Below are 20639 nucleotides of genomic sequence, written 5' to 3' on the forward strand. Positions count from 1 at the left end.
TTGCGCTCGCAACGAACGACTTCAAGAAGGAAGTGACTTTTGGCCAAGATAATTGTAGTGACCTCTGGTAAAGGAGGGGTCGGTAAAACCACCAGCGCGGCGGCAATCTCCACAGGGCTTGCGTTGCGCGGTAAAAAAACCGTCGTGATCGACTTTGATGTGGGGCTGCGTAATCTCGACCTGATCATGGGCTGCGAGCGGCGTGTTGTGTATGACCTAGTCAACGTGATTCAGGGCGAAGCAGGGCTTAATCAGGCGCTGATTCGCGACAAGCGCGTTGAGAATTTGTTCATTCTGCCTGCCTCACAAACCCGCGATAAAGATGCCTTAACCCAGGAAGGCGTCGCGGAGATCCTGGAGAAGTTGAAAGAAGATTTCGATTACATTCTGTGTGATTCTCCCGCGGGTATTGAACGCGGTGCGCAGTTGGCCATGTATTTTGCCGATGAAGCGATTGTGGTCACCAATCCCGAAGTATCGTCAGTGCGCGACTCTGACCGTATTTTAGGCCTGCTGGCCTCTAAAACCCGGCGCGCTGAGCAGGGCGATGACCCCATCAAGGAGCACCTGCTGGTTACCCGCTATAACCCCGAGCGAGTCACCTCTGGCGATATGCTGACGCTGGACGATATTCGCGAAATTTTGGCGATTAATCTGCTGGGCCTGATTCCGGAGTCTGAAGCCGTACTGCGTGCTTCCAACCAGGGCGTGCCCGTCACCCACGATATCTCCAGCGACGCGGGCCAAGCTTACAGCGACACAGTATCGCGCCTGCTTGGTGAAGACATGCCGCTGCGTTTCCATGAAATGCAACGCAAAGGCCTGCTAAGCCGTATGTTCGGGGGAGGTCGTCGATGAAACTGCTGGAGTTCTTGAAGCGTGAGCGCAGGAAATCCGCCTCGGTAGCCAAAGAACGTTTGCAAATTATTGTGGCGCACCAGCGTAGTCAGCGCGGCCAGCCTGACTATATGCCGATGCTTGAACGCGAACTGCTTGAGGTGATCCGTCGTTACGTGCACGTGGACGACGACGCCATTCAAATTTCCTTGGACAGCGAAGACAACTGCTCTGTACTGGAGCTTAACGTTACGCTTCCAAAGAGCTGAGCCCTTTAGCTAAGTCCAGGAACTGAAGACGGGGCGAAAGGGGCGGCGGGTGTGCTAGGCTTGGGCTTTTCATTGCCCAGCGGAGTGTTTATTCATGGCATCACCCAATGCTGCCCCTGCCAGTTTTCTCTGGCATGATTATGAAACCTTCGGGGCTGACCCGCGCCGCGATCGGCCCGCTCAGTTCGCTGCACTGCGCACGGATGCAGAACTGAACGAGATCGGTGAGCCCATCGAGCTCTACTGCAAACCCGCCGATGACTACCTGCCTCATCCTGCTGCCTGTTTGATCACCGGTATTACCCCTCAAAAAGCCCAGCGCCATGGTCTCCCCGAAGCAGAGTTCGCGGGTGAGATTCAGCGCCACATGAGCGAGCCGGGTACCTGCGTAGTGGGCTACAACAGCCTGCGTTTTGATGACGAAGTTTCGCGCCACCTGTTTTACCGCAATTTGCTTGACCCTTATTCCCGCGAGTGGCAAAACGGCAATTCCCGCTGGGATTTAATCGATATTGTGCGCGCCTTTTATGCGCTGCGCCCGGATGGCATTGAATGGCCGCTGCGCGAAGACGGTGCACCCAGCTTTAAGCTCGAGCACTTAACTGCCGCCAACGGCATTGCCCATGAGGGTGCCCACGATGCGGTGGCAGATGTCCGCGCTACTATCGCCTTGGCGCGGTTGCTCAAAGTGCGCAATGCCAAGCTGTTTGACTATCTGCTCGGCCTGCGCGGTAAGCGCGCGGTGGCCAAGCAGCTCGACTTGCCCAACGCCAAACCGCTGCTGCATATCTCCCGCCGTTATCCTGCTAGCCGGGGCTGTAGTGCACTAGTCATGCCGCTGGCCGAGCACCCGACAAACCCTAATGGGGTGATTGTTTACGATTTGAGCGTTGATCCCAGCGATATGCTGAGCATGTCGGCGGAGCAAATTCGTGAGCGGGTGTTTGTCAGTCAGCAGGATCTCGCCGAAGGCGAGGCGCGCATTCCGCTAAAGATCATCCATATCAACCGCTGCCCAGTGGTGTTCCCCGCTAGTGCTTTGAAAGACGTTGAGGGGCCTCATCAGGGCGAGTATGGCACCATCGTCGCGCGCTTAGGCTTAGATGTGGCTGCCTGTCGGCAGCACTGGAAAACCCTGCGCGATGCCAGCGGTGTCGCCGCTAAGGTCGCCGAGGTGTTTAGTGCCGGTTACGACGATGTACCCCAAGACCCTGATCTAATGCTCTATTCGGGCAGTTTCTTCTCCGCTGCTGACCGTCAGCAGATGGAGCGGGTGCGAGAGATGGAACCGTGGGACCTGGTCGGTCAGCGCTTTGCGTTTCAGGATCCGCGTTTGGAAGAGATGCTGTTTCGCTTTCGTGCGCGCAGTTACCCCGACACGTTGGAAGGCGAAGAGCGCGAGCAGTGGGAGGCGTTTCGCTGGATGCGGATCAATGACCCGGCCTTGGCGGGCTTTACGCTTAAGGCGTTTGCGCGGGAAATCGAGCAGTACAATCAGCAAACCCTCACTGATCGCGAGCGGCAGGTTCTGGAAGAGCTGGTGATGTTCGTGGAAGCCATGATGCCGGCCCAGGCATTTGATGCCTGAGCCGGTACCGATGGTCTAACAGCGCTGTTTATTCACGCATTTTAGGCAGCGCTGAGCGCGCTTCCCGATAAGTACTGACATCGCTGGGTTCGTCGCCTGGGTTAAAGCGTATGTCCAGAGTGTGCTCGCGCAGCGATGGCCAGAGAGCCTTAATATCCTCAAGGCTAACGTTAAGCACTAGCTCGGCCAACTGATCACGGCGGTCGAAGCGAACGTCTTCAAGCGCCGTGGCTTGCCAATAGCGGTTAGCCATGCCTGAAAGGCTGGTATCGCGCTGGCGTAACTGGTCGTGAACTGCTTGGCGATAAGGCACTAAGTCATCGTCGCTAAGTTGTTCAAGACGCTGGTTAGCCTCGTCAAGAAATGCATCCATACGTTCGGCAATGGTATCGCTGTCTACGTCGGGGGATTGCACCATGAGGGCAATGCCTGGTGCTTCGAGCAGCGGTGAATAACCTGCGTTGACGATGTAGCCGAGCTGCTGCTCGGTGCGCAGCTGCTGGTAGAACGGCGTTTCCAGCCACTGGGCGATCACGGCGGTGGTGGCTTGCTCCTCTGGGGTCTGATCGCGACCTTGCAAATAGCGCAGTACCAAGGACTCGTCCCGCGTACTGTGAGGGTGCAGCACGCGGTGCTCCTCACTGGCCGCAAGGGGGGTTAAGTTAGCAATGGCGTCGCGGGTTAGCCGTGGCTTGAGCTTGGCGCGTATCAGCTGAGTTTGTTCACGGGCCAGGTCAGCATCCAGGTTGCCCACCGCCATAGCATCGACGTACAGGTCGTTTAGAAAGCGCTTGCGGAAATTTTCCAGGTGCCCCCGATCAAATCGCTCGCTGGCGGCGAGAAGCTCTGCGTTAGACCACTGCGGTGTGAGCAGGGCTTCGCCTAGCGTACGGCTGGCTTGGCCGGTGAGCGACGCCTGGGGCGCGTTGCGCCACTCGCGCTGTAGCTGATAACGCACCCGCTCAAAGGCGCTGTCGCTGATCTCTGCGTGCGCTAATTGCTCAAGGGCTTGTTCAATCAGCGGGGTTTGGCCATCACGCCAGCCCGAGAACGACAGCGTCATGCCCCTGGCGTGGGGGTAAGCGCTAAACGATTGTCCTGCCAGCCATGCTGGGTAGAGGGATTCATTCAAGCTGTCGTTGAGCCAGCTGGCGAGCAGTCGGGTGAGTACTGCTTCTTCTGCAGAGTAGCTGGCGGTGGGATTTTGCAGGCTAACGCGCCACTCAACTGTCGGGGTGTCGAAGCGTTCATCCTGCATATGCCAGGCGCTAAACGATGGCGTATCGACCAGCAGGCTGGGGCGCTCATCCTGGCCCTCTTGCAGTGTTAAATCACTGGCAATAAAGGGGTTGGGGCCAGGGAGCTCCAAGCCACTCAGTGCCTGACCTGGCTGGTCGGGTACTTGCTCTTTCCACTGAGTATTAAACCACGGTGAGACGGTGTCGCTTTCGACATCCGGCGCCGAGTAGAAGCGCAGCATGTTATCCGGCGTTAGGGCATCCAGGTAAGCCTGCTGGCGCTCAGCGTCTGGGCCATCCATGCGGTAGGCCGCGTACTGCACGTCTTCTACCGGGTAGCGCGATAGGCTCATGGAGAGGCGTGTGGCTTCCTGCTGCGGGGCGCCATGTTGCTGGAAGCGGAAGGCCTGTTCATTGAGGTCTGCTTGTTCCTGGTAACGCCACTCAGCGAGGCCGTCGTTGCGCAGTTGCTCGATGGCCGCAAACAGGGTGGCTTCAATATCGTCAAGGCGCTCGGCGCCTGCGGGCGTTAGGCTGATGGAGACTGTGAATAGTGCTTGGTTGCCATCACCGCGGCCAACGCCGGCGGAAAGGCCGTCGGCCAGTCCAGCATCGCGCAGTACGGCGAGCAGGCTGCCTTCACCCTCATCGCCAAGCAGGTGAGCGATTACCTGAGTGGGTTTTGTGCGGTAGTCATCGGTGGGGTCGGGTACCGGGAAGTAGAAGCGTAATTGACGGCGATCCTGCAGCGACTGACGCTCGATATAGTGGGGAAGCGTGTCTGCATCAACCAGCGGCGCGTCAATCGTCGGCACGCTTAAGTCGTTGTTGGGAATATCGGCAAAGCGTTTGGCTACCAGCTCTTCCAATTGATCCAGCGGCTGCGGCGCCACAATCGCCAGGTTCATCACATTGGCGTCGTAATGCTGGTGATAAAAATCGATCACCCGCTCGCGAAGCGTTGCCTCGCCTTCAGGCGGGCTGGCTAAGGTTTCCCGGCTACCCACGGCAAACCCGGTGGTGGGGTTGTCAGGGTTGAGCAGTTGGTTGAGCACATCGTTTTCGCGCCGGGATTCGTCGCGAATGCGCGCCATATACTCCGAGTGAACGATATTGCGCTCGCTCTCCAGGTGGTCGGCGTTAAACAGCGGTGAAAGGAAAAATTCGCTGAAACGGTCAAGCGCACCCGGCAGCGCCGACGGCTCAATATCAAAGAAGTAATTGGTATCCTGCTGCGCGGTAAAGGCGTTGTGAGAACCCGCATTATTGGAAATGTAGCGCTGGTAACCGTCGGATTCTGGGTAGGGTTCGGTGCCTAGAAACAGCATATGTTCGAGAAAATGCGCTAATCCTTGAAGATCATCGGGATCTTGGGCGCTGCCGACCCGTACATTCATCGACGCTGCCGCTTTGTCAGCTTCCGGATCGCTGACCAGTAATACATTGAGGCCATTTTCAAGCGTCAAAACCCGGTAGTCGCGGCTGTCATACGGGCTAATGATCGGGGTGACCGTATCAGCAATGGCGTCGTCAACGGCGTCATCATTCGCGGCGAAGGCGAGTGGCATCATCGCGATGCTGGCAATAATGCCAAGCAGTGCACGCTGGGGGAAAAGCCGCCGGCGGGTTAAGCAAGTGGATTGCAACATTACAGCTCCTGTGACACAGCCCAGCGCAGCATCGACCCGGTGGGGTGGGCACAAGCCGGTGACTGGTAGGCGGGATTATTGACATGTTTAGATACCGGAAAAGCGCCCAACAGTTCCAATGGCGCCGGGGTTAATAGCGAATTAAGCGTTGCTAAATCCGTATCCGGGTTGAGCCAGGCGGATAGCGCATGGCTGGGAATAGTGACCGGCAAACGGTCGGTTAATGGCGATAAAAGTAAATTAGCGGGCACGGTGATCAGGGCTGCGGAATCGGTGAACGCCGTTAACGTGGTGTGGTAGCGGCACCAGAGTGCGCCCAACAGCAATGGCGCACGGGATACCTGGGTGACTAGATAGGGCTGCTTGCTACGCGGCTGGCTTTTCCAAACATAGAAACCGCTAACCGGGATCACGCAGCGGCGCGCGCTAAAGGCATCGCGAAACATAGCACGTGTTTCAAGGGTTTCGGCTCGGGCGCAGTGGGGGGCGTGATCCAGTACCTCCAGCCAAGGGGGGGTCAGGCCCCAGAAAATTGACGATAGTCGATACTCCCCCTGCTCAAGGCGAATCGCCGAGATGGGCCTTCTAGGCGCTAAGTTGGGCGATTCAACCAGTGGCTCAGGAGTGGCTAGCGTCGGTAATAAACGGGTCAGCGGTAAATGTTGCACATGCAGTCGCCCCGTCATAGCTATCTCCTTAAGCAAAATCGTCGAGGAAGTGTACCTGCATCGCGGGGGACTTCGCGCAATAAAGCACGAAATGGTGTGTTTTAGTGTCGAAAACAGTGTTCGATGTAAGGTATCCTATCGTATCCCTTGCTCCCGCTAAAGCGCAGTGAGGCATTCCTTCTTGTTTGCCGTTGACCTTAAGAGATCGCCATGGCCCGTCCTAGACAGCATGCGCCCGATGCCCTCCACGCGCAGGTCATGCACGCTTGTGATGAGTGGTTGGCTGAGCAGCCAGTCCATGGCCTCTCACTGCGTGCTTTGGCCAGAGAAGTCGGCTGCGCCCCCAGCACCCTACTGAAGCTATATGGCAGCTTCAATAACTTATTGCAGCACGTCAATGTGGAAACCTTGGCACGCTTACAACACACCATTACCAGCCTGGTCGATGATGACCCTGAGCCATGGCTGCGCTCCCTGGCGCGTGCCTACTGGCGGTTCGCCGAGCAGGATTGTTACCGCTGGCAACTGCTGTTCGATTACCCGTTGGCCCAAGAGGGTGAGCTGGATCAGCGCCAAAGCGATTTGATCGAAGCGCTATTTACCCAAGTGGAGGCCTCGATCAAAGCTTACCAGCCAGCGCTGGATGATCTCGAAGCCCGCCGTTTGGGGCGAACGCTGTGGGGTAGCGTTCACGGGCTAGTCCAGCTTGGGCTGAATGAGCGGTTGGGCTACTGGCAGGGGCAGCAGTTGAAAGTGGATGAGTTGTTGGATCAACTGATGAGCACTATTTTGGCCGGTTTGCGCCATCGTGAGGCGGCGACGTGACGGGGTGGGTCAATGCGGCCCGCCAAGCGCTACGCTGGCTGATTTTTGTCTCAATGCGCCTCTGCTACCGACTGCAGGTGCATGGGCGCGAGCATATCCCCAAGCAGGGGGGCGCGCTGGTGGTGTGTAACCACGTCAGCTTTATGGATGCCTTGGTGCTCGGTGGCGCTAGCCCCCGGCCACTGCGCTTTGTCATGGATCAACCGATTTTTGACTCTCCCTGGCTTAAGTGGTGGTTTCAGCTGGTCGGTGCTATTCCCATTGAGTCTGAACGGCGCAGCCCTGGCGCCCTTAGGCGTGCGTTGGATGACGTCAGCGCAGCGCTACGCGAGGGGCAGGTCGTGATGGTCTTTCCTGAAGGGCGACTGACCCCGGATGGCGAGATTCACGCCTTCCGGCGCGGCTTAGAGGCGATTCTCGCTCGGGATGATGTGCCGGTGATTCCGGCAGGGCTGGCAGGCTTATGGGGGTCGTGGACATCCCACCATAACGGCAAGGCGCTCAAAAAGTGCCCTAAGCGGTTTCGGGCGCCGGTGAGCTTGCACTTTGGCTCACCGCTCAACCGCCTGGACGCCGATGACATAGCGCTGCGGCGGTTTCTTGAAGCGCGGGTTAGGGCGTTAAAAGCGGCGGCGGATCAGGATCTTGCCAACCGCCGCTAACGCGCTTATTGGTCGTTAGCGGCGCGGCACCCGCAGCTTTTGCCAGCAGCGCGCTGAGGTGATGAGATTATCGCGAATCTCCAAAATCTCCATGCGCATATTGCCAATCTGCAGGCACGCCGGCCCTTCTGGGAAGGCTTCAAGGTGCTCAAGGATGAGCCCGTTGAGCGTCTTGGGGCCGTCGGTAGGTAGCTGCCAGCCAAGCATCTTATTAATTTCACGGATATTGGCGGTGCCTTCAATCACATGGCTGCCGTCATCTTGCTGGTGAATCTCTTCATCCTCAGAAACATCGGTGGTGAACTCGCCCACGATCTCTTCCAGAATATCTTCCAGCGTGACTAGGCCTTCCACGTCGCCGTACTCATCCACCACAATGCCAATACGCCGCTTCTGCTTCTGAAAGTTGAGCAGCTGGGTATGTAGCGGTGTGGATTCGGGAATGAAGTAGGGTTCGCGAGCCTCCTGCACAATCGACGCTTTGGTGACTTCATCGCGGGAGAGAAAGCGTGCTGCATTGCGCAGGTGTAGCATGCCGATAATGTTATTGATATCGCCTTTGTAGACTGGTAGCCGGGTGTGCTGGCTGGTGCGAATCTGGGTCAAAATCTCTTCGAGCGAGTCATCCAGGTCAATGCCCAGCACCTCGTGTCGCGGCACCATAATGTCGTTGACGGTGACGTTCTCTAGATCAAGGATCGACAGCAGCATCGCCCGGTGGCGGTAGGGAATCAGCGTGCCCGCTTCGTGTACCACCGTTCGCAGCTCGTCGCGGGTTAGGCTGTCACCGCCGTTATCAACGCTTTTTACGCCCACCAGCCGGAGCAGGCCGTTAGACATGACGTTGACCAGCCAGACCAGCGGGTAAAGCAGCTTCAACAGCGGTTCAAGCGCATAGGACGTAGGGTAGGCGATCCGTTCGGGCTTAATCGCGGCGTAGGTCTTCGGCGTTACTTCGGCAAAAATAAGAATCGTAATGGTCAGCAGGGCGGTAGAGATCGCCGGCCCTGATACGTCGCCAAAGAAGTGAATGGCTATAATGGTGGCAATGGAGGCCGCCAGGTTATTGACGAAGTTGTTGCCGATCAGGATAACGCCAATCAGGCGGTCCGGGCGGGTGAGCAGGCGCATGACCCGTTTGGCTCTGCGGTCACCGCTGTTGGCCTGATGGCTCAAGCGGTAGCGGTTAATCGACATCATGCCGGTTTCAGAGCTGGAGAAAAACGCAGAAAGCAGTATCAGTAAGGCTAGCAGGCCGAACAGTAACCCCAGGGGGAAGTCGTCGCTCAAGTCGAAAAGTCCTTTGTGGCGAATTAGGCTCGATTTGTAGAAGGTAGCGAGTGGTGTGTCAAGACAACCAAAGGCGTGGTTGCGCCCCGTTAGCGGTTGAGCCGTTATCGGTTGAGTACAACCTCAAGTACGAACTTACTGCCAAAGTAGGCCAGCACCAGCAAGCCGCAGCCGCCCAGTGTCCAGCGTACGGCACGCATGCCGCGCCAGCCAAAGCGGTAACGGCCGATCAAAAGCGTTGTGAAGATTATCCAGGCAAGCAGTGACAGCACCGTTTTATGTGCCAAATGCTGGGCAAAAAAGTTGTCGAGAAAAATAAGCCCGCTTGCGATGGAGAGGGTCAGTAGAATAATGCCCGCCCACACCAGCTCGAACAGCACCCGTTCCATCGTGGTCAGCGGTGGCAGCGACTGCACAATGCCGCGAATATGATGATGGCGCAGCGCCTGGTTCTGTAGGCCGACCAGCACGGCTTGAACGGCGGCAATCGCCAATACGGCAAAGGCCAGCGCTGAACTTATCGCATGCAATAAAATGCCCGGCGTCAGCCCGGTGTGGCCGCCTTGATTAGGCAGCCAAGTGGCGGCGAGCAGCGCAATGCCCGCCAGCGGGAACAGCACAATGCCGGCGTTAAGCACCGGTTTGAATAGGCTGGCTACCAGCACCACGTTAACCGCCACCGCCATCAACAGTGTAGCGCTGGTGGTAAAGCCCGGCAGTAGGCCTGGGGATTGGCCCACGAGTATGACTACGACAGGAATGTGGAGCAGTAAACCCAGTAAGGCCAGCAGGCGCACCATGCCCTGGCGGGGCGGTACACGCCGGAACAGCGTCATGCCCTGCCATATGGCAGCGGCAACATAAACAATAAAAGCAATCGTGGCGAAAGGGAGCGCCTGCATGATGCTATCCGTGCGCCTTGCAGCGCGTTGCTGTGAATAAATAAACGAATTAAACGGATTACGACAAAAAGCTATCCGACTACTATAACTAATCCAAGCGGCATCGCCCAGCGGGGCAAACGCATGAAAATAGGTAAGAACCCAGAGTAAGTATGCAGGAATGCCAGGGAAAGCTGTAAGCAAGGGGCTTTCGCCATGGGTGGGTTGACAGCGCCCTTGCGTCAGCTTGCCCTGGCAGGAATCGCTAGTACTCTCCCATGGAGACTCAAAGCGTGAGCGCGTATAATCTTTTCACTAATTAGTCCAGGGCGTGCGCGCCGACGGCAGTGACGGAGGCAGAGAGGCCCCATGTTCCAGAATCTAAGTGAGCGTCTTTCCCAGACGTTAAAGTCGATTAAGGGTCAGGCTCGCCTGACCGACGACAATATTAAAGATACCCTGCGCGAAGTACGCCGCGCACTGCTTGAGGCCGATGTAGCACTGCCGGTCATCAAGGAGTTTATCGAGCGCGTACGCGAGCGGGCGGTCGGCCAGGAAGTATCCAAAAGCCTGTCGCCTGGCCAGCAGTTCGTCAAAATCGTCCAGCAAGAGCTGGAAGCGATTATGGGCGAAGCCAACGACGGCTTTGTGCTCAAGGGTTCTCCCGCCGTTGTGTTGATGGCCGGTCTGCAAGGCGCGGGTAAAACCACTTCTGTGGCCAAGCTGGCCCGCTACCTGCGCGAGCGCGAAAAGAAAAAAGTATTGGTAGTGTCTGCCGACGTCTACCGCCCGGCGGCCATCGACCAACTGGAAACCCTGGCCAAAGAGGTCGAGGTAGATTTCTTCCCCTCACGCTCTGACCAGCAGCCGGTTGCGATTGCCGAAGCTGCCATCAAGCACGCCAAGATTCAGTTTCACGATGTGGTGCTGATCGATACCGCCGGTCGTCTGGCGATTGATGAAGCCATGATGGCGGAGATCCAGGCGCTGCATAAAGCGGTTTCCCCTCAGGAAACGCTGTTTGTTGTCGATGCCATGACCGGCCAGGATGCCGCCAATACCGCCAAGGCATTTAGCGAAGCGCTGCCGCTGACCGGGGTGATCCTGACCAAAGCTGATGGTGATGCCCGCGGCGGTGCCGCGCTGTCGGTACGCCACATTACTGGCAAGCCCATCAAGTTTATGGGGATGGGCGAAAAAGTGGACGCTCTGGAGCCGTTCCACCCCGACCGGGTAGCCTCGCGTATCCTGGGCATGGGCGACATGCTGTCGCTGATCGAGGAAGCCGAGCGCACCGTCGATAAATCTAAAGCCGACAAGCTGGCCAAAAAGGTCAAGAAAGGCGACGGTTTTGATCTGGAAGATTTCCGCGACCAGCTCCAGCAGCTCAAGAAAATGGGCGGCATGGGTGGTCTGATGGGCAAATTGCCCGGCATGGGGCAGATGGCTGAAATGGCCCAAGGCCCTGGCCCTGAGAAAGAGCTGGGTAAGCTGGAAGCGCTGATTAACTCAATGACGCCTAAAGAGCGCCGCAAGCCTGATATCATCAATGGCTCTCGCAAGCGCCGCATCGCCGCTGGTGCGGGCCTGCAGGTGCCTGACTTGAATCGTTTGCTCAAGCAGCATAAGCAGATGCAGAAGATGATGAAGAAAGCGGGTCAAAAAGGCGGCATGCAGAAAATGATGCGTGGTATGTCAGGCATGATGGGCGGCGGTGGCCCGGGAGGCCCAGGTGGAATGGGCGGGCCCGGCGGCATGGGCGGTATGGGTGGCCCTGGCGGATTGCCCCGCCGTTAATTAGCTGCCAGCTCGCTGGGTAAGGTTGACGGTCTATGAGTTTTCTGGCTATCAGGCTTTCCAAGCCGAGCGCATTTGCGTAGAATGCGGCCTCTTCATGCGTGGGTGTTGCGTAAAAGCGCGTCGATCGCGGTAGCAGCACCTCTCAATGAAGGCCTTTATATAGCCTATAGCACGACGAGTGTTTCGATAGCCGATAGCGCTAACAACACACTCTCGTAACCTCAACCGAAGGATAGTTATCGTATGGTTACCATTCGTTTGGCCCGTGGTGGCGCCAAGAAGCGTCCCTTTTACCACCTGACCGTTACCGACTCGCGTAACGCTCGCGACGGTCGTTTCATCGAGCGTATCGGCTTCTTCAACCCGGTTGCCCGTGGTCAGGAAGAGCGTCTGCGCGTTGACCTAGACCGCGTTGTTCACTGGCAGAGCCAAGGCGCCCAGCTGTCTGGTCGTGTTGCTGAGCTGGTCAAAGAAGCACGCAAACAGGCTTAAGCCTGCTTGTGGGACTTGTTGTTTAAGAACGTATGAGTGCTGCTGGGTAGCTGAGGTCGTCGATGACGCGTTTTGAAATAAGCCAAACTGACGACACGCATGTGGTGCTAGGCAAGCTGACTAGCCCTTATGGGGTGAAAGGTTGGCTCAAGGTGTATTCCTACACTAGCCCGATGGACAGCATTCTAGACTACCCAGAATGGTGGGTGCGCCAGGGTGAAACTCTTAAGCGCATAAGCATTGTTCAGGGGCGTCGGCAGGGCAAAGGACTTGTAGTGCAGCTTGAAGGGGTCGATGACCGTAGTGCGGCGGAAGCATTAGCCCAAACGGATATCTTAATGCCCAAAGAGGCGCTACCTGAGCTTTCCGACGATGAGTATTATTGGCATGAGCTTGAAGGCATGGCGGTCTTCACTCAGGTCGGCGAACGGCTAGGACGGGTAAGCTACCTGTTTGAAACCGGCGCCAACGATGTCATGGTGGTTCGCGGCGATTCTGAGTCAATCGACAAGCGCGAGCGACTGCTGCCTTTTTTGCCAGACGATGTCATTGTCGAAATCAGTGCCGAAGAGGGCCACATGGTCGTCGATTGGGATCCTGAGTTTTGACCAAACTGATCAATAGTTTGAGCGGTGATATGTCTACCGACTCGGCAGAGCCGGTGCTAGGTGAAAATGCAGTCGTGTCGCCAGCAATGTGGATTGGCGTTGTGTCGTTGTTTCCCGAGATGTTCGACGCGCTAACGCAACAAGGTGTAGTCGGCAGAGCGGTAGAGAAACAACGCATCGCACTGGAGTTTTGGAACCCGCGGGATTACGCCACTGACCGCCACCGCAGCGTTGATGATCGCCCCTATGGTGGTGGTCCAGGTATGTTGATGAAAGTCGACACCCTGCGCGCAGCGATCTTTGCGGCCCGGGAACGGGCGCAGCAAGCCACCGGCTTAGTGCCGACGGTGATCTACCTCTCGCCCCAAGGGCGTAAGCTGGATCAGCAGGGCGTTCAAGCACTGGCTTCTGCCGGGCCTTTAGTGGTCGTGGCAGGGCGCTATGAAGGCATTGATGAACGCGTGGTGGAGAGTGACATCGATGAAGAGTGGTCGATTGGTGACTATGTGTTGAGCGGCGGCGAGCTGCCAGCAATGGTGCTAATTGATGCAGCGGCAAGGCTGATTCCCGGCGTGCTGGGCCATCAGGATTCCGCTGTCGAAGACTCGTTTAATGACGGTCTGTTAGACTGCCCGCACTATACCCGTCCGGAAATCATCGACGGGCGCCAAGTGCCGGATGTGCTGTTAAGCGGTAATCATGCAGCTATCAAGCGTTGGCGATTAAAGCAGTCACTAGGCCGGACATGGCAACGTCGACCCGACCTTTTAGAAGGGCGAACATTAGATGCCGAACAGCGCAAGCTGTTGAACGAGTTTATCGAGGAACACGCTCTGTCCACTAAGTAGTTGCTTTTCAACTACGTAGCGCAGAGCGGCGGTGCAGGGCGAAAAAGCGCACCTGTGTCACCCATAACGACTCCCGCGTAGCTCGTTTCGAGCGCCGGGATCACGGCTTCCGCCACCCATGATTGAGCGGTCAAGCCAACACGTTATTCAGGAGTATGATGATGAGCAGTAAAAGCAAAGTGATCCAGGCGATCGAATCTGAGCAAATGGGCAAGGAAATTCCTGCCTTTTCTCCCGGCGACACCATTGTCGTTCAGGTAAAAGTAAAAGAAGGCACCCGCGAGCGTCTACAGGCGTTTGAAGGTGTGGTCATCGGTAAGCGTAACCGTGGCCTGAACTCCGCTTTCACCGTGCGTAAAATTTCTCACGGCGTTGGCGTTGAGCGTACCTTCCAGACCTACAGCCCGCTGGTTGACTCGATTGAAGTCAAGCGTCGTGGTGACGTGCGTCAAGCCAAGCTTTACTACCTGCGCGAGCGCAGCGGTCGTTCTGCACGTATCAAGGAAAAGCTGGCTTAAACGCCGCTATTCTGCGGGCGCACGCTGTTCTCGAACAGCTGCGCCTGGATACCAAAACCCCGTCACCGCTTTGCGGGGCGGGTTTTTTTTTATCTACATGCATGTTTATGTCGCTGAGTAAAAGCGGCTTAAGGTGACTAACGTATGAGCGTTATCGATGCATTTTTAGATGCCCTGTGGCTAGAGCAGGGCGCCAGCGATCATACGTTAGCCGCCTATCGGCGTGATTTAACCGCCTGGCAAGCCCACTTGGAGAACCACGGCGAAGCGCTCTTGGCGCCGCCACCGGAGCGACTCAGTGAGTGGCTGGCAAGCCGCCGGGAGGAAGGCTATCAACTGCGCAGTAATGCCCGGCTGCTATCGACGCTGCGCAGCTTCTACCGCTGGGGGCGTTTAAATAACCAGGTGGAAAGCGACCCCCTCACCGACATCAAGCTGCCGCGCGTGATCCCCGGCTTACCGAATACCTTGGAAGAGGACGAGGTCGAGCGCTTACTCTTAGCACCAGATACCGACACCCCGCTGGGCGTCCGTGACCGTGCCATGCTGGAGCTACTGTACGCCTGTGGCTTGCGGGTATCAGAGCTGGTAGGGCTCACCGGCGACGCGGTCAACCTGCGTCAAAACGTGGTGCGGGTCCGCGGTAAAAGCGATAAAGACCGCCTGGTACCCATGGGTGAAGAGGCGGCGGATTGGCTGGCGCACTATATGCAGACCGCACGGCTAGTGCTGATGAGCGACCCAACCCGGCCCGCGCTATTTCCCGGCCGGGGCGATAAAGCCATGACCCGACAGACCTTTTGGCACCGGATTAAGGTGCATGCCATCACCGCAGGGATTACCCGGCCACTGTCGCCACATACGCTTCGCCATGCATTTGCCACCCATTTATTGAATCATGGGGCCAATTTGAGGGTCGTACAGCTGCTGCTAGGTCATAGCGACCTGTCGACGACCCAAATTTATACCCATGTAGCCCAGGCGCGCTTGGAAAGCCTACATGCAGAACACCACCCAAGAGGTTGAATTGATAATGCGTCAACGCCGTTTTGTAGCACTCCCTTTATTGACACCCTCCTTGATGCTGGCGTGTTTGTTCTCCGCCAGCCTGTTGCCCGCCGCTGCCCAGGCTGATGACGTGGCAGACCAACTGGCGGGATCACTAAGTGTCAATGGCCAGCAGATGCCCGTAGAGGCGGTCACCGAAACGCCTATGGAAGGCGTCTATCACGTGCGCTTAGAGAGCGGCGAGTCTTTCTACTCCAATGCTGACGGTAGCCACTTTCTGGTCGGTGACCTGTACGAAAATGCCGATGAAGGGCTGGTCAATTTGACTGAACAAGAGCAGAACCAAGAACGTGCCGATGCATTGGCGGCCGTGCCTGACAGTGAGTTGGTGATCTTCCGCGGTGCCAATGAACCGAAAGCCACTATAACGGTGTTTACTGACCCGACTTGCCCCTACTGCGCGCGGTTACACGACACCATTCCAGAGTTGAATGAACGCGGTATCGCGGTTCACTATATGGCGTTTCCCCGTGCGGGCATGGGAAGCCAAGCCGCCACCACGCTGCAGCAGGTGTGGTGCTCGGATAACCGCAGCGAAGCGATGACCCAAGCCAAGGAAGGCCAGACTATTTCCAGCGCAGCAGACTGCGACAATCCCGTAGCAGGGCAGTATGATCTGGGCAAAGCATTGGGCGTACAGGGCACCCCTGCGATTATTTTGCCCGATGGGCAGCTAGTGCCGGGATTTGTGCCCCCCGAGCGGCTCTCCGCCATGTTAGGCTTGGATGACGAATAACGTCACATTGAAAGATAATACAAAACGCTGAGACACGGTCTTTAAGATCGAATTCATAACCGTAATTAAGGCCAGCACCGCCAGGTGCACAACACGAAAGGGGAAGTATTTTGAAACCGGTAAGAGTAGGTATCTGTGGTTTAGGCACTGTCGGTGGCGGCACCTTTAACGTATTGACCCGCAACGCCGACGATATTGCGCGTCGTGCTGGCCGCCCTATTGTGGTTGAGCAGATTGCTCACCGCAGTATTCATCCTGACTGCGATATTACCGGCATCAATGCCACTTCCGATGTGTTTGAAGTGGCGACTAACCCTAATGTAGATGTCCTGGTGGAGCTGATTGGCGGCTACGACATCGCCCGTGAACTGGTACTTACCGCGATTGAAAACGGCAAGCATGTGGTGACTGCCAACAAGGCGCTGATCGCCGTCCACGGCAACGAAATCTTCAAGGCCGCGCATGAAAAGGGTGTGATCGTAGCGTTTGAAGCCGCGGTCGCTGGCGGTATTCCGGTGATTAAATCGCTGCGCGAAGGCCTGGGTGCCAACCGTATCGAGTGGGTGGCGGGCATTATCAACGGCACCGGCAATTACATTCTTACCCATATGCGCGATGAAGGCCGTGCCTTTGAAGACGTGCTCGCGGAAGCCCAGGCGCTAGGCTACGCCGAATCCGACCCGACCTTCGATGTGGAAGGCATCGACGCCGCACACAAGCTCACCATTCTCGCCTCGATTGCCTATGGTGTGCCGCTGCAGTTTGAGAAAGCCTTTACCGAAGGCATTTCGCGCATCACCGCTGAAGACGTCGAGCAGGCCGACAACCTAGGCTACGTGATCAAGCACTTGGGTATCTCCAAGCGTACCGACCAGGGCCTTGAACTGCGTGTTCACCCCACGCTGATTCCCAAAGAGCGCCTGCTGGCCAATGTTCACGGTGTCAAAAATGCCATTGCGGTAATGGGCGACGCCGTTGGGCCGACGCTCTACTACGGCGCGGGTGCAGGCGCGGAACCGACCGCTTCAGCGGTGGTGGCCGATTTACTCGACGTGGCGCGGGATATCTCCACCGACCACCACTACCGGGTGCCTTACCTGGCGTTTAGCGGCATCGACGAAGATGTCAGCCAACTGCCCATCATGCCGATGGAAGAGATCATTACCGCCTACTACCTGCGACTATTGGCGGTTGATCGTCCCGGTGTGCTGGCGCGGGTGGCAACGATTCTTGCTGAACAAGGCATCTCTATTGAAGCGCTGATTCAGAAAGAGGCCACTGAAGGCGAGCTGGTACCGATTATCCTGCTGACCCACCGCACCAAAGAGAAGCAGATGAACGCAGCGATCCGTGAAATTGAGTCTATGGCCGATATTGCCGGGCCGCTAACACGCATTCGCGTGGAAAGCCTGGACGAGGGGGAGTAAACCCAGATGCGCTATATCAGCACGCGTGGGCAGGCGCCCGCGCTCTCCTTTGAGGAAGTGGTGCTCACCGGTATGGCTAGCGACGGCGGCCTCTATGTGCCGGAAACCCTGCCAGAATTCTCCCGCGAAGAGCTGGCCGACATGGCCGGGCTCTCCTACGCGGAAATCGCTTTCCGAGTGATGAAGCCGTTTGTGAACGGTGAAATTGACGACGCGACGTTCCATGGCATCGTGACTGAGGCCTATGCGACCTTCAATCATGACGCCGTGCTACCGCTCAAGCAGTTGGACGCCAATCATTTCTTGCTTGAGCAGTTCCACGGCCCGACGCTGGCGTTTAAAGACGTAGCGCTTCAGTTGCTTGGCCGTCTGCTGGATCACTTCCTGAAAAAGCGCGGCGAGCGCGCAGTGATCATGGGCGCGACCTCTGGCGATACCGGCTCGGCGGCGATTGAAGGTTGCCGCCACTGTGACAACCTGGATATTTTCATCCTGCACCCGCATAACCGCGTCTCGGAAGTTCAGCGTCGCCAAATGACCTCGGTGCTGGCTAATAACGTCTTTAACATTGCCATCGAAGGCAATTTTGACGACGCCCAGGCGATGGTCAAAGCCAGCTTTGCCGACCAGACGTTCCTTAATGGCACCCGCTTGGTCGCAGTCAACTCGATCAATTGGGCGCGCATTATGGCGCAGATCGTTTACTACATTGCGTCAGGTGTTGCCTTGGGCGCGCCGCACCGGGAGGTGAGCTTCTGCGTGCCGTCGGCTAACTTTGGTAACGTCTTTGCAGGCTATATGGCCTACAAAATGGGCTTGCCGGTGAAACAGTTCATCATCGCTACCAACGCCAACGATATTCTCCACCGTACGTTGGCCGCCAACGACTTCTCCAAAAAAGAGCTGGCGGCAACGCTGGCGCCCTCCATGGATATCGTGGTGTCGTCTAACTTTGAGCGCCTGCTGTTTGACGCCTACGACCGCGATGGCTTGGCCGTGGCGGCGTTGCTTGAGCGCTTCCAGCAGGAGCCGACGGCGCTGGCCGATGCGCCGCTGGCCAAGCTGCGCGAGAAGTTTTCCAGTTACAGCGTGGACGATGCAACGATTCTGGAAGCGATTCGCGACGCCCATAAGCGCACCGGCGAAATGCTCGACCCGCATACCGCCACCGGCTACCGTGCCGCCGAGCGCGCCCGCGCAGATCAGTCAACGCCGATGATAACGCTGGCCACTGCGCACCCGGCCAAGTTTGCCGAAGCCGTTGTCAAAGCGGGCTTTCTGGGCGTGCCACTGCCGCCGCATATGGAAGACCTGATTGAGCGGGAAGAGCGCTATACCGTGTTGCCCGCCGAGCTTGCCGCCGTGCAGCAGTTTGTCGTGGAAAATCGGCGTTGAAGTGTCAATGACCTCAGTCGTCGATTTACCCCATAGCACCACCCGGCCACGCTTAGAGCCTCGTCCCGTGGACGAGGCGCTCTATGCCCGTGCACAAGCGGAAGGGTTAAGCGAACTGCAGGCGCGATTGCTAGCCTCCCGCTTGCCTGGTTACAGCGGTGAGTTGCAACCGTTAATCGAGCCCAGCCTGCGTTATCTGGCCCACCCGGAGAAACTGGCCGACGGTCGCCGCGCCGCTGAGCGTATTGCTCAGGCGGTGGCAGAGGGCGAAGCCATCGGCATTCTTACCGACTACGACGTGGATGGTATCACCTCCCACGTGGTGATCCGGCGCACCCTGGTGGAGCTGTTTGGAGTCCCGGAAGGCAAGCTGCACAGCCTGATTGGCCACCGTATTCATGACGGCTACGGCATTAGCCTGCCGCTGGTGGAACGCACGCTGGCGCAAAAGCCGTTTCCCACCCTGGTTATCACCGCCGACTGCGGTAGCTCTGATGAGCCCCGCATCGCACGCCTTAAGGCAGCGGGTATCGATGTGGTGGTGAGTGACCACCACGCGCTGCCCATTGAGGGGCCGCCAAGTTCGGCATTTGCCTGCGTTAACCCTACCCGGGATGACTGCGAGTATCCTGATAAAACCATCGCCGGCTGTATGGTGGCGTGGCTATTGATGTCGCTCGCCCGCGGTGTGCTGATTGAGTGGGGAGCGCTTTCGGAATCGACGCCCAAGCTGTCGCCTTGGCTCTCATACGTAGCGCTGGGCACGGTAGCGGATTGTGTCTCCTTAGGCGGCAGCCCCGCCAACCGCGCGGTGGTCAATCAAGGGTTAAAGCTGATCAACCGTATGGATGCGGCGTGCTGGCGCGCTATGGCCACGCGCTTAGGCGCTGACAGCGTGCCGTTTAACGCCGAGACATTAGCGTTTCAGATGGGGCCGCGCATCAATGCCCGCTCACGGCTGGACGACCCCTACGCGGCGTTGCACTTTATGCTCGCCGAGAACGATGGGGTCGCCAATCGCCAGCTCGACGTTTTGGATCAGGATAACCAGTCCCGCAAAGCGATTGAGGCTGATATGGCTGCCGAGGCGCGTACTTTGGCGGTGAGTGCGTTAACCGCTGATGAGCCCGCCGTGGTGGTACTGCTGGAAGACGGGCACCCCGGCGTACAGGGCATCGTTGCCTCGCGGTTGGTGCAGGCCTACGGGCGTCCAGCGCTGGTGCTTACCCAGGCATCGGCACCGGGCATGCTCACCGGCTCCGGCCGCTCGATTGACGGGCTGCACCTGCGCGATGCCCTACAACGTACCTTTGAGCTTGCTCCTCAGGCGTTACCGCGCTTTGGCGGCCATAGTGGCGCGGCAGGGGTGGGCGTGCCCAGAGATCAGCTTGACGCCTTTAAAGCGGCTTTCCTGCAGGCAGTGGGCGAGCAGTTGGAGGGGCGGACGCTTTACCCGCGACTCTGGACAGATGGTGAACTTTCTAAGGCGCAGCTTTCGCTGACCACCTTGCAGGAGATCGAAACGCTTGGCCCCTACGGACGGGAATTTGACCCGCCGCTATTTGAGGGGCGCTTTATTGTCGAAGCGCTGCGTCCGGTGGGTGCCGACGGCGCGCACCTGATGCTGGAGCTCTCCACTGGCCCGGTGACCTGTAAAGCGATCTGGTTTCGCGCCCTAACGCCGGGGGAACTGCCTGGGTTTAGCGTCGGCGATACGCTGCACTGCGCCTATAAGCTTAATCGCAACCGCTGGCGCGGTCGTGAAACGCTGCAGCTGATGGTCGAGCACGCCAGCGCTATCTAAACTAAGCGTTTTATAACCTTAACAACTCACGTAAGG

Annotated in this window: 19 protein-coding genes; 15 read left to right on the forward strand and 4 right to left on the reverse strand. The window is 57.6% G+C overall.

Going from position 1 to position 20639, the window contains the following annotated elements; all coding sequences use genetic code 11:
- Positions 1 to 39 precede the first annotated feature (39 nt).
- The 3 genes from minD to sbcB all read left to right on the forward strand — a co-directional run bounded on the left by minD (position 40) and on the right by sbcB (position 2694).
- On the forward strand, positions 40 to 858 hold the full coding sequence (gene minD / locus U738_RS00510) for a septum site-determining protein MinD (protein WP_035576496.1): 819 nt from the start codon (positions 40 to 42) through the stop codon (positions 856 to 858).
- Positions 855 to 1106, forward strand: a complete 252-nt coding sequence (minE, locus tag U738_RS00515; protein WP_007111776.1) for a cell division topological specificity factor MinE — start codon at positions 855 to 857, stop codon at positions 1104 to 1106. The genes minD and minE overlap by 4 nt, the downstream gene beginning before the upstream one ends.
- Positions 1107 to 1200: 94 nt before the next feature.
- Entirely contained in the window at positions 1201 to 2694 is a 1494-nt protein-coding gene (gene sbcB, locus U738_RS00520) for an exodeoxyribonuclease I (protein WP_035576497.1), read from the forward strand.
- A 28-nt stretch (positions 2695 to 2722) separates the two neighbouring features.
- On the opposite strand, the gene U738_RS00525 is transcribed toward sbcB, so the two are convergent.
- Both U738_RS00525 and U738_RS00530 read right to left on the reverse strand, forming a co-directional pair.
- A complete protein-coding gene (locus U738_RS00525; RefSeq protein ID WP_442905698.1) occupies positions 2723 to 5503 on the reverse strand; it encodes an insulinase family protein in 2781 nt (926 codons plus the stop codon).
- 77 nt (positions 5504 to 5580) lie between these two features.
- The gene (locus tag U738_RS00530) at positions 5581 to 6267 is read right to left on the reverse strand and encodes an SOS response-associated peptidase (protein ID WP_035576499.1); all 687 of its coding nucleotides are present in this window, start codon (positions 6265 to 6267) and stop codon (positions 5581 to 5583) included.
- A gap of 192 nt (positions 6268 to 6459) precedes the next feature.
- Between U738_RS00530 and U738_RS00535 the strand changes: the two genes are divergently transcribed.
- Positions 6460 to 7074: a TetR/AcrR family transcriptional regulator gene (locus U738_RS00535; RefSeq protein ID WP_035576500.1), complete on the forward strand. Its 615-nt coding sequence runs from the start codon at positions 6460 to 6462 to the stop codon at positions 7072 to 7074.
- A complete protein-coding gene (locus U738_RS00540; RefSeq protein WP_035576501.1) occupies positions 7071 to 7736 on the forward strand; it encodes a 1-acyl-sn-glycerol-3-phosphate acyltransferase in 666 nt (221 codons plus the stop codon). Before U738_RS00535 ends, U738_RS00540 begins: the two co-directional genes overlap by 4 nt.
- Positions 7737 to 7751: 15 nt before the next feature.
- Here the strand turns inward: U738_RS00540 and U738_RS00545 are convergent, their stop codons facing one another.
- Together U738_RS00545 and U738_RS00550 are read right to left on the reverse strand one after the other, a co-directional pair.
- Positions 7752 to 9026, reverse strand: a complete 1275-nt coding sequence (locus U738_RS00545) for an HlyC/CorC family transporter (RefSeq protein ID WP_035576502.1) — start codon at positions 9024 to 9026, stop codon at positions 7752 to 7754.
- Positions 9027 to 9130: 104 nt separating this feature from the next.
- Positions 9131 to 9928, reverse strand: a complete 798-nt coding sequence (locus tag U738_RS00550) for a cytochrome C assembly family protein (RefSeq protein ID WP_035576503.1) — start codon at positions 9926 to 9928, stop codon at positions 9131 to 9133.
- Between the two features lie 348 nt (positions 9929 to 10276).
- On the opposite strand from U738_RS00550, the gene ffh reads away from it, so the two are divergent.
- The 10 genes from ffh to U738_RS00600 all read left to right on the forward strand — a co-directional run bounded on the left by ffh (position 10277) and on the right by U738_RS00600 (position 20603).
- Positions 10277 to 11704, forward strand: coding sequence for a signal recognition particle protein (gene ffh / locus U738_RS00555; RefSeq protein ID WP_035576504.1), 1428 nt, complete (start codon positions 10277 to 10279; stop codon positions 11702 to 11704).
- Between the two features lie 246 nt (positions 11705 to 11950).
- The gene (gene rpsP / locus U738_RS00560; protein ID WP_007111767.1) at positions 11951 to 12199 is read left to right on the forward strand and encodes a 30S ribosomal protein S16; all 249 of its coding nucleotides are present in this window, start codon (positions 11951 to 11953) and stop codon (positions 12197 to 12199) included.
- Positions 12200 to 12261: 62 nt separating this feature from the next.
- Positions 12262 to 12807: a ribosome maturation factor RimM gene (rimM, locus tag U738_RS00565; RefSeq protein ID WP_035576505.1), complete on the forward strand. Its 546-nt coding sequence runs from the start codon at positions 12262 to 12264 to the stop codon at positions 12805 to 12807.
- A gap of 86 nt (positions 12808 to 12893) precedes the next feature.
- Entirely contained in the window at positions 12894 to 13655 is a 762-nt protein-coding gene (gene trmD / locus U738_RS00570) for a tRNA (guanosine(37)-N1)-methyltransferase TrmD (protein ID WP_035583021.1), read from the forward strand.
- A gap of 161 nt (positions 13656 to 13816) precedes the next feature.
- Complete coding sequence (gene rplS, locus U738_RS00575) at positions 13817 to 14173, forward strand: 50S ribosomal protein L19 (protein WP_035576506.1); 357 nt, start codon at positions 13817 to 13819, stop codon at positions 14171 to 14173.
- 144 nt (positions 14174 to 14317) lie between these two features.
- Positions 14318 to 15199, forward strand: coding sequence for a site-specific tyrosine recombinase XerD (gene xerD, locus U738_RS00580; protein WP_035576507.1), 882 nt, complete (start codon positions 14318 to 14320; stop codon positions 15197 to 15199).
- A complete protein-coding gene (locus U738_RS00585; protein ID WP_035576508.1) occupies positions 15174 to 15977 on the forward strand; it encodes a DsbC family protein in 804 nt (267 codons plus the stop codon). Before xerD ends, U738_RS00585 begins: the two co-directional genes overlap by 26 nt.
- A 110-nt stretch (positions 15978 to 16087) precedes the next feature.
- On the forward strand, positions 16088 to 17404 hold the full coding sequence (locus U738_RS00590; RefSeq protein WP_035576509.1) for a homoserine dehydrogenase: 1317 nt from the start codon (positions 16088 to 16090) through the stop codon (positions 17402 to 17404).
- A gap of 6 nt (positions 17405 to 17410) precedes the next feature.
- Positions 17411 to 18799, forward strand: a complete 1389-nt coding sequence (gene thrC, locus U738_RS00595) for a threonine synthase (protein WP_035576510.1) — start codon at positions 17411 to 17413, stop codon at positions 18797 to 18799.
- Positions 18800 to 18806: 7 nt separating this feature from the next.
- On the forward strand, positions 18807 to 20603 hold the full coding sequence (locus U738_RS00600) for a single-stranded-DNA-specific exonuclease RecJ (RefSeq protein ID WP_035576511.1): 1797 nt from the start codon (positions 18807 to 18809) through the stop codon (positions 20601 to 20603).
- Positions 20604 to 20639: the final 36 nt, after the last annotated feature.

This window comes from Halomonas sp. TG39a (assembly GCF_000744395.1).
In the GTDB taxonomy this organism is placed as follows: Bacteria; Pseudomonadota; Gammaproteobacteria; order Pseudomonadales; family Halomonadaceae; genus Vreelandella; species Vreelandella ventosae_B.